Annotated in this window: 26 protein-coding genes; 23 read left to right on the top strand and 3 right to left on the bottom strand. The window is 61.0% G+C overall.

Annotated elements, in window-relative coordinates; genetic code table 11:
- From rplB to rplQ, 23 genes are all read left to right on the top strand, one after another.
- On the top strand, window positions 1-837 hold the full coding sequence (gene rplB, locus TM49_RS19950) for a 50S ribosomal protein L2 (RefSeq protein ID WP_045683805.1): 837 nt from the start codon (window positions 1-3) through the stop codon (window positions 835-837).
- A gap of 15 nt (window positions 838-852) precedes the next feature.
- On the top strand, window positions 853-1,131 hold the full coding sequence (rpsS, locus tag TM49_RS19945; protein ID WP_024708105.1) for a 30S ribosomal protein S19: 279 nt from the start codon (window positions 853-855) through the stop codon (window positions 1,129-1,131).
- A 2-nt stretch (window positions 1,132-1,133) separates the two neighbouring features.
- A complete protein-coding gene (gene rplV, locus TM49_RS19940) occupies window positions 1,134-1,517 on the top strand; it encodes a 50S ribosomal protein L22 (RefSeq protein ID WP_045683800.1) in 384 nt (127 codons plus the stop codon).
- On the top strand, window positions 1,517-2,230 hold the full coding sequence (gene rpsC, locus TM49_RS19935) for a 30S ribosomal protein S3 (RefSeq protein ID WP_045683799.1): 714 nt from the start codon (window positions 1,517-1,519) through the stop codon (window positions 2,228-2,230). The genes rplV and rpsC overlap by 1 nt, the downstream gene beginning before the upstream one ends.
- 36 nt (window positions 2,231-2,266) lie before the next feature.
- Window positions 2,267-2,680, top strand: coding sequence for a 50S ribosomal protein L16 (gene rplP, locus TM49_RS19930; protein WP_045683797.1), 414 nt, complete (start codon window positions 2,267-2,269; stop codon window positions 2,678-2,680).
- Between the two features lie 12 nt (window positions 2,681-2,692).
- Window positions 2,693-2,893, top strand: coding sequence for a 50S ribosomal protein L29 (gene rpmC, locus TM49_RS19925; protein WP_045683796.1), 201 nt, complete (start codon window positions 2,693-2,695; stop codon window positions 2,891-2,893).
- A 21-nt stretch (window positions 2,894-2,914) separates the two neighbouring features.
- Window positions 2,915-3,151 (top strand): 30S ribosomal protein S17, encoded by a 237-nt coding sequence (gene rpsQ / locus TM49_RS19920; RefSeq protein WP_045683794.1) that lies wholly within the window; start codon window positions 2,915-2,917, stop codon window positions 3,149-3,151.
- A 363-nt stretch (window positions 3,152-3,514) separates the two neighbouring features.
- Window positions 3,515-3,883, top strand: coding sequence for a 50S ribosomal protein L14 (gene rplN, locus TM49_RS19915; RefSeq protein WP_045683793.1), 369 nt, complete (start codon window positions 3,515-3,517; stop codon window positions 3,881-3,883).
- A 14-nt stretch (window positions 3,884-3,897) separates the two neighbouring features.
- Window positions 3,898-4,209 carry a 50S ribosomal protein L24 gene (gene rplX / locus TM49_RS19910; RefSeq protein WP_045683790.1) on the top strand — a complete coding sequence of 104 codons (312 nt, stop codon included), beginning with the start codon at window positions 3,898-3,900 and terminating at the stop codon, window positions 4,207-4,209.
- Window positions 4,202-4,759 carry a 50S ribosomal protein L5 gene (rplE, locus tag TM49_RS19905; protein ID WP_052699958.1) on the top strand — a complete coding sequence of 186 codons (558 nt, stop codon included), beginning with the start codon at window positions 4,202-4,204 and terminating at the stop codon, window positions 4,757-4,759. Before rplX ends, rplE begins: the two co-directional genes overlap by 8 nt.
- A gap of 32 nt (window positions 4,760-4,791) precedes the next feature.
- Window positions 4,792-5,097 (top strand): 30S ribosomal protein S14, encoded by a 306-nt coding sequence (gene rpsN, locus TM49_RS19900; RefSeq protein WP_045683789.1) that lies wholly within the window; start codon window positions 4,792-4,794, stop codon window positions 5,095-5,097.
- Between the two features lie 11 nt (window positions 5,098-5,108).
- Window positions 5,109-5,507, top strand: coding sequence for a 30S ribosomal protein S8 (gene rpsH, locus TM49_RS19895; protein WP_045683787.1), 399 nt, complete (start codon window positions 5,109-5,111; stop codon window positions 5,505-5,507).
- Between the two features lie 42 nt (window positions 5,508-5,549).
- Window positions 5,550-6,083, top strand: a complete 534-nt coding sequence (rplF, locus tag TM49_RS19890; protein ID WP_045683786.1) for a 50S ribosomal protein L6 — start codon at window positions 5,550-5,552, stop codon at window positions 6,081-6,083.
- Between the two features lie 12 nt (window positions 6,084-6,095).
- Window positions 6,096-6,458: a 50S ribosomal protein L18 gene (gene rplR / locus TM49_RS19885; protein WP_045683784.1), complete on the top strand. Its 363-nt coding sequence runs from the start codon at window positions 6,096-6,098 to the stop codon at window positions 6,456-6,458.
- 190 nt (window positions 6,459-6,648) lie between these two features.
- Entirely contained in the window at window positions 6,649-7,221 is a 573-nt protein-coding gene (rpsE, locus tag TM49_RS19880) for a 30S ribosomal protein S5 (RefSeq protein WP_045683783.1), read from the top strand.
- Between the two features lie 14 nt (window positions 7,222-7,235).
- Window positions 7,236-7,436, top strand: a complete 201-nt coding sequence (rpmD, locus tag TM49_RS19875) for a 50S ribosomal protein L30 (protein ID WP_045683781.1) — start codon at window positions 7,236-7,238, stop codon at window positions 7,434-7,436.
- 14 nt (window positions 7,437-7,450) lie between these two features.
- Window positions 7,451-7,927 (top strand): 50S ribosomal protein L15, encoded by a 477-nt coding sequence (gene rplO / locus TM49_RS19870; protein WP_045685547.1) that lies wholly within the window; start codon window positions 7,451-7,453, stop codon window positions 7,925-7,927.
- Between the two features lie 212 nt (window positions 7,928-8,139).
- The gene (gene secY, locus TM49_RS19865; RefSeq protein ID WP_045683779.1) at window positions 8,140-9,477 is read left to right on the top strand and encodes a preprotein translocase subunit SecY; all 1,338 of its coding nucleotides are present in this window, start codon (window positions 8,140-8,142) and stop codon (window positions 9,475-9,477) included.
- The gene (locus TM49_RS19860; protein WP_045683778.1) at window positions 9,474-10,064 is read left to right on the top strand and encodes an adenylate kinase; all 591 of its coding nucleotides are present in this window, start codon (window positions 9,474-9,476) and stop codon (window positions 10,062-10,064) included. Before secY ends, TM49_RS19860 begins: the two co-directional genes overlap by 4 nt.
- A 240-nt stretch (window positions 10,065-10,304) precedes the next feature.
- A complete protein-coding gene (rpsM, locus tag TM49_RS19855) occupies window positions 10,305-10,673 on the top strand; it encodes a 30S ribosomal protein S13 (RefSeq protein WP_045683776.1) in 369 nt (122 codons plus the stop codon).
- Between the two features lie 171 nt (window positions 10,674-10,844).
- The gene (gene rpsK, locus TM49_RS19850; protein ID WP_018065590.1) at window positions 10,845-11,234 is read left to right on the top strand and encodes a 30S ribosomal protein S11; all 390 of its coding nucleotides are present in this window, start codon (window positions 10,845-10,847) and stop codon (window positions 11,232-11,234) included.
- 92 nt (window positions 11,235-11,326) lie between these two features.
- Window positions 11,327-12,337: a DNA-directed RNA polymerase subunit alpha gene (locus TM49_RS19845; RefSeq protein ID WP_045683775.1), complete on the top strand. Its 1,011-nt coding sequence runs from the start codon at window positions 11,327-11,329 to the stop codon at window positions 12,335-12,337.
- A 46-nt stretch (window positions 12,338-12,383) separates the two neighbouring features.
- Entirely contained in the window at window positions 12,384-12,806 is a 423-nt protein-coding gene (gene rplQ / locus TM49_RS19840) for a 50S ribosomal protein L17 (RefSeq protein ID WP_045683774.1), read from the top strand.
- Window positions 12,807-12,922: 116 nt separating this feature from the next.
- Here rplQ and TM49_RS19835 read toward each other — a convergent pair whose 3' ends face one another.
- The 3 genes from TM49_RS19835 to TM49_RS19825 all read right to left on the bottom strand — a co-directional run bounded on the left by TM49_RS19835 (window position 12,923) and on the right by TM49_RS19825 (window position 16,176).
- Window positions 12,923-14,230: a Gfo/Idh/MocA family protein gene (locus TM49_RS19835; protein WP_045683773.1), complete on the bottom strand. Its 1,308-nt coding sequence runs from the start codon at window positions 14,228-14,230 to the stop codon at window positions 12,923-12,925.
- A gap of 77 nt (window positions 14,231-14,307) precedes the next feature.
- Window positions 14,308-15,372, bottom strand: coding sequence for a lysine-2,3-aminomutase-like protein (locus TM49_RS19830; RefSeq protein WP_045683772.1), 1,065 nt, complete (start codon window positions 15,370-15,372; stop codon window positions 14,308-14,310).
- Between the two features lie 84 nt (window positions 15,373-15,456).
- Window positions 15,457-16,176 carry a cation efflux transmembrane domain-containing protein gene (locus TM49_RS19825; RefSeq protein WP_082074936.1) on the bottom strand — a complete coding sequence of 240 codons (720 nt, stop codon included), beginning with the start codon at window positions 16,174-16,176 and terminating at the stop codon, window positions 15,457-15,459.
- Window positions 16,177-16,222 lie beyond the last annotated feature (46 nt).

The following is a 16,222-nucleotide window of genomic DNA, read 5'->3' as shown; positions in this document are numbered from 1 at the left end:
ATGGCATTGAAAACTTTCAATCCGACAACGCCGAGCCAGAGGCAGCTGGTCATCGTCGACCGGTCGGAGCTTTACAAGGGCAAGCCGGTCAAGGCACTGACCGAAGGCCTTTCGTCCAAGGGCGGCCGTAACAACTACGGTCGCATCACGGCCCGTTTCCAGGGTGGCGGCCACAAGCGCAGCTACCGTCTCGTCGACTTCAAGCGCCGCAAGTTCGGCGTCGAAGGCACCGTCGAGCGTCTGGAATACGACCCGAACCGTTCCGCCTTCATCGCCCTCATCAACTATGATGACGGTGAGCTGGCTTACATCCTGGCGCCGCAGCGTCTTGCTGTCGGCGACAAGGTTCTGGCCTCGGACAAGGCAATCGACGTCAAGCCTGGCAACACCATGCCGCTGCAGTACATGCCGGTTGGTTCGATCGTGCACAACGTCGAGATGAAGCCGGGCAAGGGCGGCCAGATCGCCCGTTCGGCTGGCACCTACGTTCAGCTCGTCGGCCGCGACCAGGGCATGGCGATCCTGCGTTTGAACTCAGGCGAGCAGCGCCTGGTTTCGGGCACTTGCCTTGCAACGATCGGCGCTGTATCGAACTCCGACCATTCCAACACGAATGACGGCAAGGCCGGTCGTTCGCGTTGGCGGGGTAAGCGTCCGCATAACCGCGGCGTCGTCATGAACCCGATCGACCACCCGCACGGTGGTGGTGAAGGTCGCACCTCGGGTGGTCGTCACCCGGTCTCGCCCTGGGGCAAGCCCACCAAGGGCAAGCGTACGCGCAAGAACAAGTCGACCGACAAGTTCATCATGCGCTCGCGCCACCAGAAGAAGAAGTAAGAGAGGTAGTCCTAGATGGCTCGTTCAGTATGGAAGGGACCGTTTGTTGACGGCTATCTTCTCAAGAAGGCTGAGAAGGTGCGTGAAGGCGGTCGCCACGAAGTGATCAAGATCTGGAGCCGCCGCTCCACGATCATGCCGCAGTTCGTCGGTCTGACCTTCGGCGTCTACAACGGATCGAAGCATATTCCGGTATCCGTTTCGGAAGAGATGGTCGGCCACAAGTTCGGTGAGTTTGCACCGACGCGGACCTATTACGGTCACGGCGCCGACAAGAAGGCGAAGAGGAAGTAACAATGGGCAAGGCAAAAGCCGCACGCCGGCTCAAGGAAAACGAGGCGCAGGCCGTTACGCGCACGATCCGCGTAAGCCCCCAGAAGCTCAACCTCGTCGCAGCCATGATCCGTGGCAAGAAGGTTGACAAGGCTCTGGCCGAACTCGAATTCTCGAACAAGCGGATTTCGGACACCGTCAAGAAGACGCTCGAGTCCGCGATCGCGAACGCTGAAAACAATCACGACCTCGACGTCGACCAGCTCGTCGTCGCGGAAGCTTATGTCGGCAAGTCGATTGTCGCCAAGCGCTTCATGGTTCGTGGTCGTGGCCGCGCATCGCGTATCGAGAAGCCGTTCTCGCACCTGACGATCGTCGTTCGCGAAGTCGAAGAGGAGGCCGCATAATGGGTCAGAAAATCAATCCGATCGGTTTCCGTCTCGGCGTCAACCGTACCTGGGACAGCCGCTGGTTCGCTGACAACCACGAATACGGTAAGCTGCTCCACGAAGACCTGAAGGTCCGCAGCTACATCCAGAAGGAACTGAAGCAGGCGGGTGTTTCCAAGGTCGTCATCGAGCGTCCGCACAAGAAGTGCCGCGTCACCATCCACTCGGCTCGTCCGGGTCTCATCATCGGCAAGAAGGGCGCGGACATCGAAAAGCTGCGCCGCCAGCTCGGCACGATGACGGATTCGGAAATGCACCTCAACATCGTTGAAGTGCGCAAGCCGGAAACCGACGCAACGCTGATCGCACAGTCGATCGCGCAGCAGCTCGAGCGCCGCGTGGCGTTCCGCCGTGCGATGAAGCGTTCGGTTCAGTCGGCCATGCGTCTCGGCGCCGAAGGCATCCGTATCGTTAGCTCGGGCCGCCTCGGCGGTGCTGAAATCGCGCGTACCGAATGGTATCGCGAAGGCCGCGTTCCGCTTCATACGCTGCGCGCCGACATCGACTACGGCACGGCGGAAGCTGAAACCGCATACGGCATCTGCGGCATCAAGGTCTGGGTCTTCAAGGGCGAAATCCTTGAGCATGATCCGATGGCCTCCGAGCGTCGCGCGACCGAAGGCGACAACAAGGGTAACAGCGGCAACAATCGCCGCCGCGAAAACGCCTGATCGGGCGCTTTCCGCGAAGTTCGGAGATAGAAAAAAATGTTGCAGCCAAAGCGTACAAAGTTCCGCAAGCAGTTCAAGGGCCGCATCCATGGCGTTGCCAAGGGCGGCAGCGATCTGGCTTTCGGAGAATATGGGCTTAAGGCGCAGGAACCCAACCGCGTCAACGCACGCGAGATCGAGGCGGCCCGCCGCGCGATCACGCGTCACATGAAGCGTGCCGGTCGCGTGTGGATCCGTATTTTCCCTGACGTTCCGGTCACCTCCAAGCCGACCGAAGTGCGTATGGGTAAAGGTAAGGGCGGCGTCGATTATTGGGCAGCCAAGGTCAAGCCCGGCCGTATCATGTTCGAAATCGATGGCGTGAGCGAAGAGCTTGCCCGCGAAGCCCTGCGCCTCGGCGCAGCCAAGCTTTCGGTCAAGACGCGCTTTGTCCAGCGTATCGCAGAGTAAGGAGTGGTACCGATGAAGACTTCTGACGTACACGCCATGACCGAAGACCAGCTCAAGGACGAGCTCGCCAAGCTGAAGAAGGAGCAGTTCAACCTGCGCTTCCAGAAGGCGACCGGCCAGCTGGAGCAGACGGGACGCATCAAGGAAGTGCGTCGCGACATCGCGCGTGTGAAAACCATTGCCGCCCAGAAGGCGGCAGCCGCCAAGGCTTGAGATTAAAGGACCGACAAGAAAATGCCTAAACGCATCCTGCAGGGCGTTGTCGTCAGCGACAAGAACGATAAAACGGTCGTAGTCCGGGTTGAGCGTCGTTTCGCCCACCCGCTGTTGCAGAAGACGGTACGCCGCTCGAAGAAGTACAAGGCGCACGACGCCGAGAACCAGTACAAGATTGGTGACACCGTATTCATCGAAGAATGCGCACCGATCTCCAAGGACAAGCGCTGGACGGTGGTTTCCGCCCAGGCTTAACCGGAAAGAACACAGTGATTTCGCCACGGCCCTTGCGCTTTGGCGAAATATCTGTATGAAGCACGGCATTGAAGTGCAAAGGGCGTCCGGCAACGGGCGGCCTTTTCCGTAAGGGCGCCTCCCCGGTTTCGGGGTGCGGACGGTCTGATACCGGCCCGGCGACCTGAAAGACGCTGCTGAAAAAGACGCTCCGGCAGAGACGATATCCGCATTGAGCGGGTCGGGGTCACGGCCGGAAGGATAATTTGAGCGGACGCCAGGCTCGAAAAGGGCAGGGCGGACGCTTCGATACGTGTCGATCAAGCTGGTCTAGGGGGTGGCTCACGCCCAACCGGGCCGGTAACAACAAGAAGGCGACCTGATATGATTCAGATGCAAACAAACCTCGACGTGGCGGATAATTCCGGCGCACGTCGTGTCATGTGCATCAAGGTTCTGGGCGGCTCCAAGCGCAAATATGCCTCGATCGGCGACATCATTGTCGTTTCGGTCAAGGAGGCTGTTCCGCGCGGGCGCGTCAAGAAGGGCGATGTGATGAAGGCCGTTGTCGTCCGCACGGCAAAGGACATCCGTCGTGCCGACGGTTCCGTCATTCGTTTCGACAGCAATGCTGCCGTTCTGATCAACAACAACAAAGAGCCGATCGGTACGCGTATCTTCGGGCCAGTGCCGCGCGAACTGCGCGCCAAGAGCCACATGAAGATCATCTCCCTGGCTCCTGAAGTTCTGTAAGGGGAGCGCGAACAATGCAGAAGATCAAGAAGGGCGACAAGGTCGTCGTGATCGCCGGCAAGGACAAGGGCCGCACCGGTGAAGTTGTTTCGGTTTTCCCGAAGGAAGACCGCGCCGTCGTTTCCGGCATCAATGTCGTTCGTCGTCATCAGCGCCAGTCGCAGACGACCGAAGCCGGGATCATCTCCAAGGAAGCGCCGGTTCATCTGTCGAACCTCGCCATCGCCGACCCCAAGGACGGCAAGCCGACCCGTGTCGGTTTCAAGGTTGAGGGCGACAAGAAGGTCCGTTTTGCCAAGCGTTCGGGAGAAGTGATCGATGGCTGATGCAAAGTACATGCCGCGGCTGAAGAAGGTCTTCAACGACCAGATCCGCGCCCAGATGCAGGAGCAGTTCTCCTACGCCAACGAAATGATGATGCCGCGTCTGGACAAGATCGTCATCAACATGGGCGTCGGTGAAGCTGTCAATGACTCCAAGAAGCCCGCAACCGCTGCCGCCGATCTTTCGGCGATCTCCGGCCAGAAGGCTCAGGTTACGCATGCGCGCAACTCCATCGCCGGCTTCAAGGTCCGCGAAGGCATGCCGATCGGCGCCAAGGTGACGCTGCGCGGCGACCGCATGTATGAATTCGTTGACCGCCTCGTCAACATCGCGCTTCCGCGCGTTCGCGACTTCCGGGGCCTCAATCCGAAGAGCTTTGACGGCCGTGGCAACTTCGCCATGGGCATCAAGGAGCACATCGTGTTCCCTGAGATCGAATACGACAAGGTCGATCAGATGTGGGGCATGGATATCATCGTTTGCACGACGGCTAAGACGGACGACGAAGCACGGGCGCTCTTGAAGGCGTTCAACTTCCCGTTCCGCCAGTAACCGTAACGACGAGCGTAGAAAAGGAAAACGACATGGCGAAAGTAAGCGCAGTCGAAAAGAACAAGCGCCGCCGCGCGACGGTTGCCCGGGATGCTGAAAAGCGTGCCGCACTGAAGGCGATCATCAAGAATCAGGAACTGCCGATCGAAGAGCGTTTCCGGGCTTCCCTGAAGCTTGCCGAAATGCCGCGTGACGGCTCCAAGACCCGTATCCGCAACCGTTGCGAAGTATCCGGTCGTCCGCGTGCGTACTACCGCAAGCTGGGCATGTCCCGTATCGCACTTCGTGACCTTGGCAACACCGGCAAGGTGCCGGGCGTCGTCAAGTCGAGCTGGTAAGGAGGCGTTCCATGGCAATGTCTGATCCCCTGGGCGATATGCTCACCCGCATCCGCAATGGCGCCTCCCGCCGCAAGTCCTCCGTCTCCACGCCGGCTTCCAAGCTGCGTGCACGCGTTCTGGACGTTCTGCAGGCTGAAGGCTACATCCGCGGTTACACCCAGACCGAATTCGAAAACGGCAAGTCCGAGATCGAAATCGAGCTGAAGTACTACGAAGGTTCGTCGGTGATCCGTGAGATCGCCCGCGTATCGAAGCCGGGCCGCCGGGTTTATGTCTCGGTCAAGTCCATCCCGCAGGTCGCAAACGGTCTCGGTATCACCATTCTCTCGACCCCCAAGGGCGTGATGGCTGATCACCAGGCTCGCGAACAGAATGTTGGTGGCGAGGTTCTCTGCTCGGTCTTCTAAGGCCCGAGCAGATCCTCCTAGCGAAACAGACAGGTAGAAAAAATGTCTCGTATCGGTAAAAAGCCCGTTCAGGTTCCGAAGGGTGTGACGGCGTCGGTAGACGGCCAGAAAATCACTGCCAAGGGCCCCAAGGGCGAGCTGGTCTTCGTCGCCAATGACGAAGTCAGCGTCAAGCTGGAGAACGACGCCATCGTTGTTGCTCCGATCAATGAGACCAAGGACGCGCGCTCCAAGTGGGGCATGTCGCGCACCATGGTCGAAAACCTGATGAAGGGTGTCACCACTGGCTACGAGCGCAAGCTCGAGATCAACGGCGTTGGCTACCGTGCGGCGATGCAGGGCAAGAACCTGCAGCTCTCGCTCGGTTTCTCCCACGAAGTTGTCTACCAGCCGCCGGAAGGCATCACGATCGCTTGCCCGAAGCCGACGGAAATCACCGTCACCGGCATCGACAAGCAGCAGGTTGGCCAGGTGGCCGCGAACATTCGCGAATACCGCGGTCCCGAGCCCTACAAGGGCAAGGGCGTCAAGTACGCGGAAGAGCGGATTGTCCGCAAAGAAGGCAAGAAGAAGTAAGGAACACCGGATATGGCAAGCAGGAAAGAAGCGATTACGCGCCGCGCCAGCCGCGTGCGCCGTCAGCTCAAGAAGGTCGCGAACGGTCGTCCGCGTCTTTCGGTTCACCGTTCTTCGAAGAACATCTATGCCCAGGTTATCGACGACGTTGCCGGCCGCACGCTGGCCGCCGCTTCGACGCTCGACGCTTCGCTGCGTGGCGATCTGAAGACCGGTGCTGACCGTGCGGCTGCCGAAGCCGTCGGCAAGCTCGTCGCCGAGCGTGCCGTCAAGGCCGGCGTTTCGGAAGTTGTCTTCGACCGCGGCTCGTTCATCTTCCACGGCCGCGTCAAGGCGCTGGCCGATGGCGCCCGCGAAGGCGGTCTGACGTTCTGATGGATGCCGGCTCCGGCCGGCTCCTCTCCGGCGCCCCTGGCTTGCCTCGGGCGCCTTCAGCGTTCGGCCAGGGCGATACTGACCCCTCGATGGTTCAAGTCGCCCTCGGTCATTCACCGGCCACAGTGCTTTCGAAGCGGTGGCCAATGCATATGCCGATTGCACCCGGAAAAGAAAAAGGAACAGGACAATGGCACAGGACAGGCGGGGATCGCGCGACGATCGCCACAACAACAGGGATGAGCGCGACAGCGAATTCGTTGACAAGCTCGTTGCCATCAATCGCGTTGCCAAGACCGTCAAGGGCGGCCGTCGCATGGGTTTTGCAGCCCTCGTCGTCGTCGGCGATGGCAAGGGTCGCGTAGGCTTCGGCCACGGCAAGGCACGCGAAGTGCCGGAAGCCATCCGCAAGGCGACGGAAGCCGCCAAGCGCGAGATGATCTTCGTGCCGCTGCGCGATGGCCGTACGCTGCATCACGACGTCAAGGGCCGTCACGGCGCCGGCAAGGTATTGCTGCGCACCGCCAAGGCCGGTACCGGTATCATTGCCGGTGGTCCGATGCGTGCCGTTTTCGAAACGCTGGGCGTTGCCGACGTGGTTGCCAAGTCGACCGGTTCGTCCAACCCCTACAACATGGTCCGTGCGACGTTTGACGCCCTGAAGAGCCAGGTTCATCCGAAGGATGTTGCTGCTCAGCGCGGCCTCAAATACGCCACGCTTCAGGCCCGCCGCGAAGCTGCCGGCGCTGTCGTCGACGAATAAGGGGAGACGCATCCATGGCCAAAGCTAGCACCAAGAAGACCGTTACCGTCGAGCAGATCGGCAGCCCGATTCGCCGTCCGGAAGCCCAGCGCAAGACGCTGATCGGCCTCGGTCTCAACAAGATGCATCGCGTCCGCACGCTGGAAGATACCCCCTCCGTGCGTGGCATGATCAACAGTATTCCCCATCTCGTCCGCGTCGTCGACGAGAAGTGAGACGGGAGAGCAAGATGAAACTCAACGAAATCAGGGATCGCGAAGGCGCTACCCATTCGAAGAAGCGCGTTGGCCGTGGCATTGGCTCCGGCAAGGGCAAGACCGGTGGACGCGGCGTCAAGGGCCAGAAGGCTCGTTCGGGCGTAGCGATCAACGGCTTCGAGGGCGGCCAGATGCCGATCTATCGTCGCCTGCCGAAGCGCGGCTTCGTCAACATCTTCGCCAAGAAGTATGTTGAAGTATCGCTCGGCCGCCTGCAGGCCGCCGTCGATGCCAAGAAGCTCGACGCCAAGAAGACGGTCAATGCCGAAGCGCTTCTGGAAGCCGGCGTGATTCGCCGCGCCAAGGATGGCGTCCGGGTCCTCTCCGATGGCGAACTGAAGGCCAAGCTGACCCTCGAGGTTGCCGGCGCTTCCAAGGCCGCTATCGAGAAGATCGAGAAGGCCGGCGGTTCGATTACCGTTGCCGCCGCAGCCAAAGACGCCGAATAAAATCGGCCCACAACGCAAAATGATCGCCCGGAGTGCTTCACACCGGGCGTTTTTTCTTCCATATGTGGCCTCGGTCACCGGCTGAAGGTCTTCTTCTCGCCGGTGATTGATCGCGAAGACGACTGAGCGCTTTCAATAGCTGCCTTGTCATCCTGCGATAAGGCAACCGAATGTTCCGGCCATCCGGCCGGGGCGGCGACGCGGAGAGACGCATGGCTTCTGCAGCGGAACAACTAGCTTCCAACCTGAATTTTTCAACCTTCGCCAAGGCGACGGATCTCAAGAAGCGTATCTGGTTCACCCTTCTGGCGCTTCTGGTTTACCGGCTGGGCACGCATATCCCGCTTCCCGGCATCAATCTCGATGCCTATGCCCAGGCCTTCCAGGGGCAGTCCGAAGGCATTCTCGGCATGTTCAACATGTTCTCCGGCGGGGCCGTGCAGCGCATGGCGATCTTCGCGCTTGGGATCATGCCCTACATCTCGGCCTCGATCATCGTTCAGCTTCTGACGGCGGTTGTTCCTTCGTTGGAAAACCTGAAGAAGGAAGGCGAGCAGGGCCGCAAGATCATCAACCAGTATACCCGCTATGGCACGGTCGTGCTGGCGACGGCGCAGGCCTACGGCATTGCGATCGGCCTGCAGTCCGGCAACAATCTGGTCACCGATCCGGGCTGGTTCTTCATCATCTCGACCGTGATCACGCTGGTCGGCGGCACCATGTTCCTGATGTGGCTCGGTGAGCAGATCACCTCGCGCGGCATCGGCAACGGCATTTCGCTGATCATCTTCTCGGGCATCGTCGCAGGCCTTCCGGCCGCTGTCGGCAACATGCTGGAGCTGTCACGCGTCGGCTCGATCTCCGCATTCGTGGCGGTCCTCGTCCTCGTCGTCGTCGTCGCCGTGTTTGCGCTGATCGTCTTCGTCGAGCGCGCACAGCGCCGCCTGCTGATCCAGTATCCGAAGCGCCAGGTCGGCAACCGCATGTTCCAGGGCGACACCTCGCACCTGCCGCTGAAGCTCAACACTTCGGGCGTTATCCCGGCGATCTTTGCATCCTCGCTGCTGCTGCTGCCGGCAACGCTTGCTGGCTTCACCTCCAGCGACCTGCCGAACTGGGCGACGGCAACGATTGCTGCTCTTGGCCACGGCCAGTTGCTCTACATGATCGTCTACGGCCTGCTGATCATGTTCTTCGCTTTCTTCTACACCGCGATCGTCTTCAATCCGAAGGAGACCGCGGACAATCTGAAGCGGCATGGCGGCTTCATTCCGGGCATCCGTCCGGGCGAGCGCACCGCGGAATATATCGACTATGTGCTGACCCGCATTACCGTGGTCGGTGCCATTTATCTGGTCTTCGTCTGCATCCTGCCGGAAATCCTGGTGGCGCGGACTGGCGTATCCCTGGCGCTCGGCGGCACGTCGCTGCTCATCATCGTCAGCGTCACGCTGGATACCGTTTCGCAGATCCAGGGTCACCTGATCGCCGCGCAATATGAGGGGCTGATCAAGAAATCGAAATTGCGTGGAGGCAAGAGGGGACGATGAGGCTTATACTTCTGGGGCCGCCCGGTGCAGGCAAGGGGACGCAGGCACAGCGGATTGTTAACAAGTTCGGTATTCCGCAGCTTTCGACGGGCGATATGTTGCGCGCCGCTGTGGCCGCGGGCACCGATGTCGGCCTGAAGGCCAAGGCGCTGATGGATGCCGGCGAACTGGTGCCGGATGACGTGGTCAATGCCATCGTTTCCGATCGCATCGAGCAGGCGGATTGCGCCGACGGTTTTATACTCGACGGCTATCCCCGCACCCTGGTGCAGGCCGATGCTGTGGATGCGATGCTGAAGGACAAGGGCCAGGCGCTCGACGTCGCGATCGAACTCGCGGTGGATGATTCGGCCATGGTCGGCCGCATCCTGCGTCGTGCCGAAGAGGCGAAGGCCGCTGGCCAGCCAGTGCGCAAGGATGATAATGCCGAGGTCTATGCCGATCGGCTCAGGGCCTACTACAAGAGCACCGCTCCGCTGATCGGCTACTACTATGCCAAGGGCAAGCTCCACACGGTGGACGGCATGGCCGACATGGACACGGTCACCGCCAGCGTCGAGAAGATCCTGTCGGGCGTCGCTGCCTGAGCAGGTGTCGGCGTGCCGGAAGACGGCGCGCCGACGTCACAAAAATGAAGGAAACGGTTGCATTCAGGCGCTGTTTCCGCTAAGAGCGCTCCAACTCGCGACATGGGGCATGAATGTCTTGAGTCCCTTTTGCATGCAAATCGGACTGTTGTCGCGGCTGAGCAGATTGAGGCGGTCACCCGCCAGATGAAACCGGCGGCTCGCCTGCTGCCCATTGATAATGCTTTAAGGAGAATCGGCGTGGCTCGTATTGCTGGCGTCAACATCCCGACTGCCAAGCGCGTAGTGATCGCGCTGCAGTATATCCACGGGATCGGACCGAAATTCGCTCAGGAAATCTGCGAGAAGGTTTCCATCCCGGCCGAGCGCCGTGTGCACGAACTGACGGACGCTGAAGTTCTTCAGATCCGCGAAGCCATCGACCGCGACTACATGGTCGAGGGCGACCTTCGTCGCGAGAACTCGATGAACATCAAGCGCCTGATGGACCTCGGCTGCTACCGCGGCCTGCGTCATCGTCGTGGCCTTCCGGTTCACGGCCAGCGCACGCACACCAATGCCCGTACCCGCAAGGGCCCGGCAAAGGCGATCGCAGGTAAGAAGAAGTAATTTTCGGAACGTATCTGTTCCGGACGAAGCCGGCGGGATGAACGCCGGCTTTCTGCGTATCGCAGCTCAGGCTTGAGAGCGCAGCAACAACAAGAATGATTGGGGCCTGCCGGCCCCCGTCGGTGGAGCCGCTGGTGTTACGGCGGTGCAGAGATCAACGAAAGGGAAGTCATGGCCAAGGAAGCCACCCGCGTTCGCCGCCGCGAGCGCAAGAATATCTCGTCGGGCGTTGCCCACGTAAACTCGTCGTTCAACAACACGATGATCACCATCACGGATGCACAGGGCAACGCGATTGCCTGGTCGTCCGCCGGTGCCAAGGGCTTCAAGGGTTCGCGTAAGTCGACCCCGTTTGCTGCCCAGATTGCTGCTGAAGACTGCGCCAAGAAGGCCCAGGAGCATGGCATGAAGTCGCTGGAAGTCGAAGTCTGCGGTCCGGGTTCGGGTCGTGAGTCGGCTCTGCGCGCGCTCCAGGCTGCCGGTTTCGTCATCACGTCGATCCGCGACGTTACGCCGATCCCGCACAACGGCTGCCGTCCGCGCAAGAAGCGCCGCGTCTGATCATCTGTCACTTTGCTCCGGCGCTTCTGGCGTCGGTTCTACGAAGCTCGGCCGTCACGATTGGATAGTGCGGCGAACGAAAGGTAGAAATTATGATACAGAAAAACTGGCAGGAACTGATCAAGCCCAGCAAGGTGGAATTCACCTCGAGCGGCCCGAAAAAGGCCACGCTCGTCGCTGAGCCGCTGGAGCGCGGCTTCGGCCTGACGCTCGGCAATGCGCTGCGCCGCATCCTGCTGTCCTCGCTGCGCGGCGCTGCCGTGACTGCGGTTCAGATCGATGGCGTTCTGCATGAATTCTCGTCGATCCCGGGTGTACGTGAAGACGTCACCGATATCGTCCTGAACATCAAGGAAATCGCCATCCGCATGGAAGGCGATGAGGCCAAGCGCATGGTCGTGCGCAAGCAGGGCCCGGGCGTTGTCACCGCCGGCGATATCCAGACGGTGGGCGACATCGAGATACTGAACCCGGAACTGGTACTGTGCACGCTGGACGAGGGCGCTGAAATCCGCATGGAATTCACCGTCAACAACGGCAAGGGCTACGTGCCTGCCGAGCGTAACCGCTCGGAAGACGCGCCGATCGGTCTGATCCCGGTCGACAGCCTGTACTCGCCGATCCGCAAGGTCTCCTACAAGGTTGAGAACACCCGTGAGGGCCAGGTTCTCGACTATGACAAGCTTCTGATGACGATCGAGACGGATGGTTCGGTCTCCGGCGAAGACGCGGTTGCCTTTGCAGCCCGCATTCTCCAGGACCAGCTTTCGGTCTTCGTCAACTTCGAGGAGCCGCAGAAGGATACGGAAGAGGACGACGTCACCGAACTCGCCTTCAACCCGGCCCTTCTCAAGAAGGTCGACGAACTGGAGCTCTCCGTCCGCTCGGCCAACTGCCTGAAGAACGACAACATCGTCTACATCGGCGATCTCATCCAGAAGACCGAAGCCGAAATGCTGCGTACGCCGAATTTCGGTCGCAAGTCTCTGAACGAGATCAAGGAAGTGCTGGCCTCCATGGGCCTGCATCTGGGCATGGAAGTGCCGGCCTGGCCGCCGGAAAATATCGACGACCTCGCCAAGCGGTACGAGGATCAGTACTAATCAATCATACTGTGGGCTTTCAGCCTGCAAGTGAAGGAGAATAGCAATGCGCCATAAAAGTGCAGGCCGCAAGCTGAACAGAACGGCAAGCCATCGCAAGGCGATGTTTGCCAACATGGCCGTCTCGCTCATCGTGCATGAGCAGATCGTTACCACGCTGCCGAAGGCGAAGGAAATTCGCCCGATCGTCGAAAAGCTCATCACGCTCGGCAAGCGTGGCGGCCTTCACGCGCGCCGTCAGGCGATCGCGCAGGTCAAGGATGCCGAGGCCGTCAAGAAGCTGTTCGATACGCTCGCTCCGCGTTACGGCGAGCGCAACGGCGGCTACACCCGCATCATGAAGGCCGGCTTCCGCTACGGCGACAACGCCCCGCTCGCCGTCATCGAATTCGTTGACCGCGACGCCGACGCTAAGGGCGCCGCCGACAAGGCCCGCGTCGAAGCCGAAGCGGAAATGGAAGCCGCGTAAGGTCTTCTGACCGACGTGGATTAATTGAAAGCCGGGTGCGAAAGCGCCCGGCTTTTTTTCTGCTATGCTTTTGTCAGGCGAGGCGGCCATGCGACCGCTTCGCCGGCAACAGGGCGTTACTTCACCCAGTCCTTCTGCGGCAGGACGATGCCGTTCTCGGCCAGGAATTTCTCCACATGGACCGTCTCGCCGGTTTCCATCGAACGGTTGGCCGCGATGCCGGTGAGGATCGACCAGGCGCCGTCGACGTGGCTCGAGGAGCGGCCGTAACGGTCTGCCTCGGCGTCGGGATCGAACAGGTAGCCGAGCATGACCGGATCGGCGCCGCCGTGATCGCCGGCACCTTCCCAGACCTTGAGGTTTTCCGGCTGCTGGCCAGCGATATGCAGCGTCGTCGTCATCGATTCGGAGCCGTCAGCCTTGTCGCGCTTGCCGCCGAAAACGCCGTGGACCTCGACATGACGGTGCGAGAGTTCGCCCTTGGTGCCGTAGAACTTGATTTCGAGGCCTTCCCAGGGGCTGTAGGCGCAGAGCGTGTAATTCAGGCTCGCGCCGCTTTCATAGCGTGCCTGGACCTGCATCGTGTCCTCGATGGTGATGTCCTCGTCGAAGACGCAGCGGTCGCGCAGATAGCCGTCGAGGTCCTCCGCATCCAGATAAAGCTCGCGAAGCGCCGGATCAGCCTCGAGATCGAGGCGGAAGTCGCACCGCTCCGCGACCGGACAGTCATGACAGCGCGGGCCGTGCTCCGACAGGCCGAGCTTCTCGGCCATTTCCGGGCGGTAAAAGGCGCGCTGTCCCTGGGCGCTGACTTCGGTCGGCGTGGAGCCGAGCCACCAGTTGACGAGGTCGAAGTGGTGGGTGGACTTGTGGACGAGCAGCCCGCCGGACTGTTCCTTGTAGCGGTGCCAGCGGCGGAAATAATCGGCGCCGTGAACACGGTCGAGATACCAGCGGAAGCTGACCGCCGTGATCTCACCGATCGCGCCCGACATCAGGATATCCTTCAGCTGGGTGCGGGCCGGGGTGTAGCGGTAGTTGAAGGTGACGGTCACCTTGCGGCCGGTCTCGGCCTGGGCGTCGAGGATCGCCTTCAGCTTGGAGAGATCGACGGTCATCGGCTTCTCGGTCATCACGTCGCAACCGGCGCGCATGGCGTCAACGATATATTCGTGATGCAGGTAGTCGGGAACGGTGACGACGACGGTATCGGGCTTCTGCTCCTCCAGCAGTTCGGGAAACTGCGAGGCGTGATAGGTGGCGATGCCGTTGCCGCCGGCGGAAACCGCTTCGGCCGACAGCGACAGCCGCTTTTCGTTGATGTCGCAAAGCCCGACCAGTTCGTTGCGGTCGGCATAGGTGTCCGATATGGCGTTGCGGAACATCTTGTGGCGCGAACCGGTTCCGACGATGGCGTATTTCATGAGAATGCCTTTTAGAATGGGCGAATGCCCGCCTCCTGAACGACCGCTAGCCGAAGAGAGAGACCTCCACCCATTCGTCAGCCGTCGTCGCGATACTCATGCTTTTTACCGAGATAGTCGGTTACTTGGTAGTAGCCTTTGGCAGGCTCGCGCAGAAAATCAGGGCCAATCGGCACTTTTCCGTGGCCGCCCGGTATGTCGAGCACATAGGTCGGCTGGCAGATACCGGAGACGCGACCGCGCAACTCGCGCATGATCTCCTGACCGCGCGCGATCGGCACGCGGAAGTGGCTGACGCCGCGCGCCTTGTCGAGATGATGCAGGTAATAGGGCTTCACCCGGTTGGCGACGAGGCCGCGAAAGAGGGCGGCGAGCACGGTGGCATCGTCGTTGACGCCCTTCAGCAGCACGGTCTGCGAGAGCAGCGGAATGCCGTTGTCGGCAAGAAGCGCCAGCCCCGCCTTCACCGGTTCGGTGAGCTCTGCAGGATGGTTGATATGGATGGTCACATCGACAGCCTTGCCGGCGCGCTTCAGGGCGGCGACAAGCGCCGCGCCGACACGATCCGGTTCCACAAGGGGCACGCGGGTGTGGAGCCGGATGACGCCAAGATGGGGGATCGTGCCGAGACGGTCCATGATGTCGCCGAGCCGGCGGTCTGAGAGCACAAGCGGGTCGCCGCCGGTGAGGATCACCTCGAAGATCGCCTCATTTGCGCGGATATAGTCGAACGCGGCTTCGAGCTCGTCTGCGCTCAAAGCCTCTTCCGGATGGCCGACCTTCTCGCGGCGGAAGCAGAAGCGGCAATAGACCTGGCAGGTATGCGTCGGCTTCAGCAGCACACGATCGGGATAGCGGTGGGTGATGCCCTTCACTTTCTCGAAGACGCCGTCGCCGATCGGGTCGTCCATTTCCTCCGGTCGATGGTCGAGCTCGCGGACATCCGGCACATACTGGCGAAAGACAGGGTCTTCGGGCGAGACGGCCTGCATCTGCTCGCGCACATGGGCGGGAATGCGGATACGGAAGTTCTCCTCGACGGCGCGGAGTTCCAGAGCGGCATCAGGCGGCACCAGGCCGGCCTCGACGAGGCCGGCCGTCCCGGTCACCGCTTTCGCGTTCGCTCTGTCTCTCGGTTTCATTCTGCCGTCCTTGGATAATCGCGCCATCCGCCGGATGGCCGTCTGGGACGGGTTCTAGTCGATTGGCGGCAAAACGCCAATGCTTCAGCCGTGCTGGTGGTGCCGGTGATCCTCGTGGTGATGATGGCCGCAGCAGCTGTCGCCATGCCCATGCCCGTCATCCTCCAGCGAGGCCGCAAGCGCCGCCGCGCCGCCAGCGCGATACTCGCGGAAGGACTGCGTGAGGATCTGGAAGGAGGAGGTCAGAAACAGGCCGGCCATCACGAAGGCGACCGCGAGGTCCGGCCAGGCTGTGTTCGAGCCCCAGACGCCGAGGGCCGCGATCATCACGATGACGTTGCCGATCGCATCATTGCGCGAGCAGAGCCAGACCGAGCGGACATTGGCATCGCCATCCTTGTAGCTGACCAGCAGCAGCACGGTGGCGAGATTGGCGGCAAGCGCCAGGAAGCCGATGATGCCCATCACAGGGGCCTCGGGCATGCCAGCGCCGAAGATGCGCCAGACGGTGGAGCCAAACACCCACAGGCCCATCAGGAACAGGCTGATGCCCTTGGCGGCCGCGGCCATGCTGCGGGTCTTCAGCGAAGCGCCGATCACGGCCATCGAGATGCCGTAGGTCAGCGCATCGGCGAAGAAATCGAGTGCATCGGCCTGCAGCGCCTGGGAGCGGGCAAGCTGGCCAGCCGTCATCTCGACGATGAACATCGCCGCGTTGAGGAAAATCACGATCCAGAGTCGCTGCTTGTAGGTCTCCGACATGCCGTCGAAAGGCCCATGGCTGTGTCCGCATCCTGCACTCATTGTCTGCCACCTGTTGTTTTTCCGGTTGGCAGGCACCATAATTCCT

Origin of the sequence: Martelella endophytica (assembly GCF_000960975.1) — a bacterium.
GTDB classification, from domain to species: domain Bacteria; phylum Pseudomonadota; class Alphaproteobacteria; order Rhizobiales; family Rhizobiaceae; genus Martelella; species Martelella endophytica.
The sequence above is the reverse complement of the archived record's forward strand: the minus strand, read 5'-3'. Positions and strand labels throughout refer to the sequence as shown.